Origin of the sequence: Alloprevotella sp. OH1205_COT-284 (assembly GCF_003859795.1) — a bacterium.
GTDB lineage: Bacteria > Bacteroidota > Bacteroidia > Bacteroidales > Bacteroidaceae > Alloprevotella.
The window spans coordinates 1-9,095 of record NZ_RQYI01000046.1 but is presented as its reverse complement, the minus strand read 5'-3'; the positions used below and the strand labels follow the sequence as shown (position 1 = coordinate 9,095).

Here is a 9,095-nt window from a genome sequence, read left to right as displayed (position 1 = left end):
TATTCCATTATAGCATTATAAACACCTCCAAAGGTATGAAAAAGAGAGCATTATGCCCCCTTTCAGGAGTACATTTGACCATTAAGCCAAAAAAGCGATGACCGATGTCCGGAAAAACAAAAAAAGGGCTGCGTCAAACGCTTCGATTGACGCAGCCCCATGGGGAGAAATGAGAAAAGCTACTGCTTGTGTAAGCAGGCATTGAAAATTAAACGATATTTCTTCGTTGGGCGCGGATTGTTCTGCAACATCCTCTTTGCTCCTGTTTCCGCTCTGCGACGGTCGGGGGCAGTCGCGCAGCCCGCCACACTTTTTCTGCCCGACGGCAGACGGACGAAAAACAAGAGCAAATCTAATGTCCGTTCATGTCCGACACCTACTTCTTGTGGGAAAAGCCTTGGCTTACTCCGGTGAACATGGGAGCGTTTGCTCTCATGGGGTGTCGTTATTCGACGTACACTTTGCGGCCATCGACGATATTGAACCCTTTCTGCAAATGTTCGCGACGGCGACCGGAAAGGTCGTAGATGCGCGAAGGGGAGAGGGGGAGAGGGGCGACGGGAGAGAGGCCGGTGATATTTCCGAAGTCGAGCAGGAGGTGGTCAACAGCCGATGAGGGCAGGGGGAGAAAGGCGCGAAATCCGTCGACGGTGGGTTTGGAGTCACGATAGAAACCGGGGTCATCAAAGTTTTGGAGCGTGAGGAGTTCAGACGTTCGGGGCAAACTTTCGATACCGCCTTTCAATGCATTTTGAACGGCAGGAGGAACGTCGTCTGCACCGATCGTCAGAGCATACGTTTGCGAGGGCACACCTTCGAGCAAAACGGCGGTATGGGCGGGAATAGCCGCTTGGATTTCCGTGAGGCGGAGGTGGGTGTTGTTTTCGGAAATAGAGCCGACATAGGCTCTCAGACCTTGGGGTATACGGAGTGCGACAGGGGCATAGAGCGTGGTATATCCATAGTCGGAAAGAGTGATGGGAAGAGCTGTGACTTCTTCTATGATCCAATCGCAGTGGGGGTCGGCATAGGTGCTGTTGCGATCGACCTTGCTGTCGGCGTGATTTCCATTGTCGTAAAGCCAACGTTGGGAGTCACCGGCATAGATCGTATATCGCCCCGTCTTGCCATTGCCGGCAGGGAGAGCAAAGGTGAGGCGATTGGCAGCCGCTTTGAGTGCACCGACGGAGGAGGCATTGAAGAAATAGGTGCCGGTGGCGTAGGCGAGGAGGCGGTTTTCCCGATCGAGATAAAAGATGCCGGTGGGAGAATTGCCTGCGGAAGCATTCATGCGAGCGTTGCTGCCCGATTTGGCGACGGCGTCGATGTATTTTCCGGAAACACTTCCTATGAAACGATAAAATTTTCCTGCTTTCGGCAGACAATAACCAATCTCACTGTCCAAGGCTTTAATGGCAGCGACTATGGCTGCGACATCATCGGACGAGGAGGCGACCAACTGCCGGGCTTTCGAGAAGAGAGCGGGGTCGTTGTTGTATTCGCCCAACGAGTTGCCCACGGGCGTTTTTCCTTTGATACGCTGTTCGGCCGCGTCAATGTTGGCTGCAAGGTCGTTGCGGAGATCGTTGAGCCATACATGCTCAAAAGTTTCGGGGGCTTTGGTGAGCACAAATTGTGATCCTTCGGAGCTTTCTCTCCACCTCACCGCGGTGCCTCGATTGACCATGTGTATGCAACTGAGATCGGCATTGAGCGGATTGATTTGCGAAAAAGCCGCGTATTGATCGGTCGGGTTGGTGATGAGATAAGGTGCAGCCGAGTTTTTATCGGAAGTCAGCAGGATGGGAGTGTCATTCTTGGCCGGAAGTGCCTGAATGTAGCGGTTGAGATAGGGGTTGTAGAGATAGAACGCTCCGACAACGGCACTCTCGACCAGTTCCCAAACGGTGCGATGGCTGATGGAGGTGGGGGTGTCGATTTTGTCTTCTCTCATTGACGCACCGAGATATTTGGTGTTGTGGAGGCGATTTTTCATGACGATTTTATCGCCGGCCTTGGGGCGGATGCTTTCGGTGACGATGCGGTGGCGAAAATGTTGCAGTGCGGTGCGCGCCTTTTCGCATGCAGCGGTCAATTCGCTTTCTGTGCTTTCGGGCGAAACGACAATCGCATCGAGAGCGGCTTGGGCTTCGTCGATCGCGGATTGAGGTATGGAAAAGAAGTCGCTACCGTTGGTACGCGTGGCCGCTTGTGCGATCTCGCTGCGCAACGCTCCTTTGAGGTGGTCGATGTCGGCATGCAAGCGGTCGGCGGTGGCGATGGTTCCGTCGTGGGTGTATCGTCCGCCCGTGATGTGCTCTACGGAGTAGTTTTTGTAGACCATGTTGTAGCCTCCCGACCGGCCGCCCTCTTCCTCGTAGAAGAAGCCGATGTTGTGGTCTTTTTGGAGCGTCATCGTGGTATAGGCCGAGCCGATGTGGGAAGCCTGATGACGGCCATCCCAGTTGGCGGCGAAAGCGGCGGAGTTTTTGTAGTCGTCGTAGCCGTCAAGCTCCTTGTAGTAGATGCCCACATTGGAGCGACCGCTGCCGAAAGGTACGGATTGAAGCGCAAGATAAACCACTTTTTTGTCTTCCTTTCTCACCGCGGGGAGGATCAAGATTTCTCCGTTGGTGCTGTTGCCGAGAGCGACTGTTCCTTTGTTGGCATTGCCGGAGAAAGTCATCGCTTCCCAATGTCCTTGTCCTTTTTCGGCATCGGTGAAACGGAAAAGGCTGTATTGACGTCCGCCGTTGGTGCGTCCGCTGCAAATCACACTTCCGTCGGGAAGTTCTTCCACCTTGGGTTCGTCCGTGTTGGAGGGAATGGCCGGAAAGTCGGGCGATCCGAGCAGTTTCCAATGGCTGCCGAAGTCGTCGGAATAATAGACATAGTTGCAATAGGTGTTGTTTACATCGCGCACGAGTGTCGAACAATACAGCCGATAGTAGTTGCCGACTTTGATGTATCGACTTTGATGAATTTTACCCGATCCGACGAACATGGCACGTACGGGACCGCGTTTACCGTTGTCGAGAGGCTCGTAAAATTGCTTTTCGAGGTCGATGGGCTCGCTCCAACTTTCGCCGTTGTCATTGCTGACGAAATGGGCGATGCTTTGGTGGCGTTCGCGCGTGCCGTTGAAGAAACTCACGTTGCCGGCACAACTGAGCACAAGCACTTTCGGACTTTCGCGATCGGCCACGATACAAGGATCTCCGAAGGCTACATAAAATTCGTTTCCTCCGTGATTTGCTCCTTTTCCGTTCACCAAAACGCGCACGTCCTCCCAATTCTTGCCATTGTTGCGGCCAATGCGCATGTGAAGATCGAGCCGTCCGTTGTGTGCCATGCCGATGTCGGCACCGGTGTGGCGATAGTCGGCCATGGCGATGAGGTTTCCGTTGTGTGCCGTGGCTATGGCCGGAATGCGATAAGGCACGGTGGTCTTGAAGTTGTCGAAAACGGTGAAAGAAGGTTCTGTCGGCGGAAGAAAACGACGCACTTTCACATAGAAGTTGTTCAACACAATGCCTTTGTTATCCGTTCCGATCGAAAAGACGGCCGTTTGGGCGTTCAGATCGGCCACTGCCAAATGTTGCGAAGACGTCGAAGAGGTCATCGACACATCTCCGGCCTTCACGGCAAGCCCGACGGTATGGTTATTGTGGTTTTGGAAATCGAAAGAGAAACCGACGATAATGTTTCCTTCTCCGGCATCGATCGTATAAGGCTGCGGATCTTTTTGCTTACCGCGGTAGGCCGCTATCTGTGTGCCTGCGGCCGTCATATTATTATACTCCGAGTTCAATTCCAAACGAGGGGCAGTTTGCTTGGAACGCCAAATGGTATTCCAATTGGCATTTTGGGCAAAAGCTCCCGACGATAAGTTCACCGGCATTTCTTGTTGGGCAAAGGCAAAGCGAACCGTCGATCCGGCATCGGCACCGGCATCCCAAAATGCAAGTTTTCCGTCTCGATTGTTGATCTTATGCTTCACCGCTCCGACAGGATGCAGATAAAACCCGGCTTGGCCGGCGATGTTGGAAGAAGTGACCATTTTCCATTTCGAGCGATACCCGTTTAGGGCGTTCCGATCTTTGAGCACGACAAAGGCCGTTGCGCCCGTCGTGCCCGACATTTGAGCCGGAGCCGACAATACTTTATTCGCGCCGGCGGCCTTGTTGAATATTTCGTAGCCCTGCTCGTTGTTGCCCACAAAACACCAAAGATCTTTATCTTCAAGGCCGCTGACGACACGCGAAAGCGAAATGTGATCGGCCGTTGCATCGGGTTGGGATATGAGATAACCGGAAGCTCCGATATGGAACGTATACCAACGGGTGTCGCGGGCAAAGGCATTGCCGGAAAGCGTTGTGGTGACGATTTCGGAAACCGGAGTGATCTGAGCCGAAGCCGAGAACAGCCCCATAACGAAAATCGCCATCGTGATAAGATTGCGTCTAAAATTCATGTTTGTGATACTTAAAATAATTAAGGATAAAATATATAAGATGCCAAGTGAGTGTAGTTTAGTGTCTGTGCAAATATACGAACAAAATGGTAGATAACTCGTTTTTATACACCTTTTATAATTTTTCGGGCACGCGCTGACGCAACCGTCAAAAAAACTCCTTTCGCGGTAAAACGAAAGGAGCACGAACGACGAAAAACCGTCGGAGATGTGATGGCGTTGTTCAGAGTGCGCGATAGCTGTCGGGCACGTATTCAAACTTGCCCTTGTCCACACATTTGAATTTGATTTCGTGGGTGAGCTGTTCGGGCGCGAGCGACGTACCGACATAAACTCCGAAGCGGAGCGTGTAGATGACGTCGATGCCTTTCACCGGAACCACGTCGGGATGAAGTTTGGCCAAAGCACCGGCCAACGTTTCTTGAAGATGACGCTCCAACAGAGCGGAAACGGCGGCATCGTCGAGTCCTTCAAAACCTTTGGCATACTGGTCGCGCGCCTTGGCGGGACGGAGATCCACGTTGCCGTAGTGGGCGGAAAGGCCGGAGTAGTACTCATTGTTGCCGTAGCTGCTGACGTAGCCTTTGCCGGCTTCCACACCGAGGGGCGCATCGATGTTTTCCTTCACCCAATCGACACCGGCTTGGAAATAAGCCACGGTGGTGGGATTTTTGGTGGGATAGAGCAGAACGACGGAGGAGGGGTCGTAGTTCCAACGTCCCTCAACACGGACGAACTGATCTTTGACGGAGCTTTCCGTCACCACCTTGTTGCTCACAAGGACATTGTCGAGCTGAATGGTCGTTGTAGCCGATTTGGAACCGTCGCCGTCGTAGCGGAAAGCGAGATGCACCTTTTTGCCTTTGTAGGGCGAGAGGTCGATGTGGGCAGATTGCTTGAACGTACCATAAGTTCCAGCCGGCTTCTCGATCGAAACGTTCTTGCTCAGGTCTTTCGTCCAAGTGATCGTGGAAACATCGGTGGCAGAAAAGTCGGTTTCGCCTTCGAGAAGGAAAAGGCTGAGGCGGCCGCCTTCTTCTTTATAATTACCATAGAGGGCATCAAAAGAGAGGTGCATGCCGTCTTCCACGGCAATGGCCGGTGTCACGGCATAGGTTTGAGAAACGCCGGGTTGCTTATAGGCCGAAACCTGCAAATAGTTGTTGCCGTTGCGGAAGCGGCTCTCCCAATGAGCCGTTCCGGCAGTGGTGGAAACCGTCCAGCCCGCGATGACGGCAGGAGCCACTGTCTTATCTTCGAGTTCTTCAAAATCTACGTTGAAGGCATCGCCGCCGGTTGCTATTTTTTGATCGTAAGTCACGTGAATGGCACTGCCGTCGTCGGCCGTGAACCAACGTTCGTGCAAAAAAGCAGGCAGATAGCGCGCGGCGGTGATTTTTTCGGTGAAGCGCAGCGTTTTGACCACGGCTTTGAGTTCGGCCTCCTCTCCGGCTTCCCGGGCGAGGGCGAGGTTGTGTTTGTTTTCGGCCACGGCCTTGTAGTCGGCTGGCGTGAGGGTGTAGTCGAGCTTTTTGATGTCGATGGGTTGAGGGCCTTCGACGAAGCCGTCGAACTTCTCGTTGTAGTCGCACGCGATCGGGAGGGAGAGTGCCGCCCAGAGCGCGAGATATGCTGTTGTTTTCATGATGAAACGTTTTGAGGAACATGTGTCGCCGAGGCTTCATCCTCTTTTTTCGGAGCAGAAGCGGAGCGATCGCGTCATGTTCGTTTTAGAAATTGACTTTGAGGCGGAGCGACATTTGGCGGCCGAAACCATAGAACACGCGATAGGCCGTGTCCCAATCGTGGCTGCCGCCGTCGTAGGCTTCGTTGATATACTCTTGGTCGAAGAGGTTTTCGATATTGCCCGACAGGGTGGCGTTGTTTCCGCCCATCTTGAAGCTGTAACCGGCAGAAAGGTCGAAGAGTCCGTAGGCCGGTGTTTTCCAAGGGGTGGTGAAGGTTTTCGATCCACCGAGAGTGATGTCGTTGGACGACACGGTGTAGTCGGCATAGTAGTCGGAGAAGTATTTCCACTGCAATCCGAGGCGCACTCCTTCCAAGGGATAAAGATTGACACCGAGGCCGGCCGTGAATTGTGCCGAACCGCCTTCTTTCACGTCTTTCTGATTGATGACCATTTGGGCGTGGTCGGCGGCCTGAATGCCGGAAGCCACGGTTTTCTCTTTGGTCATGGGCTGCCCTGCGGAGTCATAGAAATAGCCCACGGGGTTGTTCGTCCAACGCCAATCGCCCACGGAAAGCATACCGTTGAGCGACATCCATTTATAGGGTTTGTAGTCAAGATCGACCTCGACACCGCTGTGCACGGAGTTCACCCCCTGCATGTTGATGGTGGCACGGTCGGCATTGCCGGAAAGGTTCACAAATTCATAGCTTTTGGCCATGGTTTTGTCTTTCCATTGGGTGTGATAAAGGTTGAGATTGAGGTTGAAAGCGGCCGTGTGGTAGGTGTATCCGGCTTCGACGGAAAATATCTTTTCATTGACGGCGTCGGGGTTGATTTGGTTGGACACGGTCGAGGCCAAGAAAGCTCCTCCGGAGAAGAAAGGTGCGCGAGAGATGACACCGAGGTTGGCAAAGACGTTGTGCTGACCGCCGAAGCTGTCGATACCGGGAAACTTGTAGTTGGCACCGCCTTTGAGCGTGAAGCCTATTTTGTTTACTTTGTCGCTCTTTTGGTGGTCTTTGTCGTAGTAGAAGCGGTCTACGCGCCATTGCGAGGTAAGGTTGGCCGCACCCGACACGAAAGCGGTGAGGTTCTGCCAGTCATACTCTCCTTGGGCAAAAAATCCGCCTTGTGCCACATGACCGTCGTAATCTCTGTAAACCACATCGCCCACGGTGAGCTTCTTGTAGACGAAAGCATCGGTGCCGGCACCGTCGTAGTTTGCGGGTTTCACGTTTTTGCGATAGCGGTCGATATAGTAGGTTCCATTATAGAGATCTGAGATTTCGTTGGTGTGCGTTCCGACATAGTAGCGGAGGTCGATGCCGCCATAGAAGTTGAACTTTGGCGACACCTCTTTGGTGTAGGTCGAAACGAGGCCATACCATTTATGGTTGTTGCGACTAAGTGTCATGACCATTTGGCTTCCGCTCTCGGAGTTTTCGTTGAGCGTTTGCACGGCTCCATAATCAAACGTGCCGTCGGCGCGACGAAATTGTTGGTTAAGTACTCCGTTGTTCGATCCGTACCATGCCGAGCTGTAAGGCGCGGTGCCTTGTCCGCTATGTCCCCATCCGTTTCCGATGGAAGCGTAGAGCACGGTATTGAGTGACGATCTGTTGTTCACCTGCCAGAGGTGTTGGAGTTGAAGTTGGGGTTTGTGATAGCTGTTTTTCGACGAGGTGCGGCGTTGGCCGTTTTTGTCGAAGCCGTAGGTCGGATTGTAGCGATATTGCTGTCCGATAGGCATGTATTTGCCCACTTCCTGCCAGCCTTTGACGGTGAGGCCGTCGTAGGCCGATCGCTGGTTGTGCCATTGCGGTGCACCGAATGCGGTGAATGTGAGCAAATGGTTTTTGCCCAACTCTTTGGATACGGATGCAAAATAGTTCCACCCTTCAAACTCGGTGCCTTGTATGTAGCCATTGCCGGCGGTTCGGCCTCCGAGCAAGGTGATAGCCCAGCCGTCGGCGGTGCGTCCGGTCGAGACGTTGAAGAGGAGTTTGTTGTAGCCGTCGTTGCCGATTGCATAGGAAGCAAATCCGCCGCGTTTGGCATCGGTGGTTTTGGTCACGATATTGATCGATCCGCCCACAGAGGGGGTCGAAACCTTGGCCGCGCCCAATCCGCGTTGCGTCTGTATGGACGAAGCCACATCGGCCAATCCTGCCCAGTTCGACCAATACACGCCGCCCCACTCCATGTCGTTCATGGAAACACCATTGACCAACACGGCCACGTTTTCGCTTTTGAAACCGCGCATATTGATTTTCGAGTCGCCATATCCTCCTCCGCCGCGTGTCACGTAAACGCCGGGCGAAACTTCGAGCACTTTGGGGAAGTCGGCCGCACCGATGCGTTCTTCAATCATCACGCTGCCGATGGTGGTGAGAGCCACGGGTGTTTTTCGTGCCACGGCACGCGTCGTGACCACCGCATCGCGCAGGAGAACGGTGGCAATGCCGAGTGGCACAAATCCCAAGTCGTATTCGCCGGAGCGATTTATCGGCAACATGAGGTTTTCATAGCCTACGCAGGTGAATTGCAAAATCGCTTTCGTCTTGGGCGATTTGAGCGTAAAGCGTCCGTTGTCGTCGGTGAAGACAACATTTTTTGTGCCTTGCAATGTCACGGTTGCACCAACGATAGGCTCGTTGGTCTCGCTGTCCACGACAACGCCTTTCACCGTGGATTGCGACACGGCGCGAACACTCCATGCCATGGAGAGTGCCGCCATGATCACGATAAGCAAAATTCGTTTTCTCATGATTCGAAAGATTTTAGGGGGAAATAATGTGTAAAACGCCATTCAACGAGGCGAATTTAATAAAATAAATAGGATAAATGAGACCTCTGCAAAACTATTTTCTTTTTTATTTTGTCAATTCTTTCTTTTTTTGTATCTTTACCCTATGAAGATCTCCCCCTGCT

3 protein-coding genes are annotated in these 9,095 nt (G+C 53.0%); all 3 read right to left on the bottom strand.

Annotated elements, in window-relative coordinates; genetic code table 11:
• Window positions 1–445 precede the first annotated feature (445 nt).
• Complete coding sequence (locus EII14_RS08855) at window positions 446–4,474, bottom strand: sialidase family protein (RefSeq protein ID WP_158608366.1); 4,029 nt, start codon at window positions 4,472–4,474, stop codon at window positions 446–448.
• A gap of 223 nt (window positions 4,475–4,697) precedes the next feature.
• Window positions 4,698–6,119 (bottom strand): choice-of-anchor J domain-containing protein, encoded by a 1,422-nt coding sequence (locus EII14_RS08850; protein ID WP_124932168.1) that lies wholly within the window; start codon window positions 6,117–6,119, stop codon window positions 4,698–4,700.
• Between the two features lie 85 nt (window positions 6,120–6,204).
• Complete coding sequence (locus EII14_RS08845) at window positions 6,205–8,931, bottom strand: TonB-dependent receptor (RefSeq protein ID WP_124932167.1); 2,727 nt, start codon at window positions 8,929–8,931, stop codon at window positions 6,205–6,207.
• Window positions 8,932–9,095: the final 164 nt, after the last annotated feature.

What these genes read in the sequence shown, in the direction of transcription:
- EII14_RS08850 (WP_124932168.1), bottom strand. Translation starts at nt 6,119, where the DNA reads ATGAAAACAACAGCATATCTCGCGCTCTGGGCGGCACTCTCCCTCCCG.
- EII14_RS08855 (WP_158608366.1), bottom strand. Translation starts at nt 4,474, where the DNA reads ATGAATTTTAGACGCAATCTTATCACGATGGCGATTTTCGTTATGGGG.
- EII14_RS08845 (WP_124932167.1), bottom strand. Translation starts at nt 8,931, where the DNA reads ATGAGAAAACGAATTTTGCTTATCGTGATCATGGCGGCACTCTCCATG.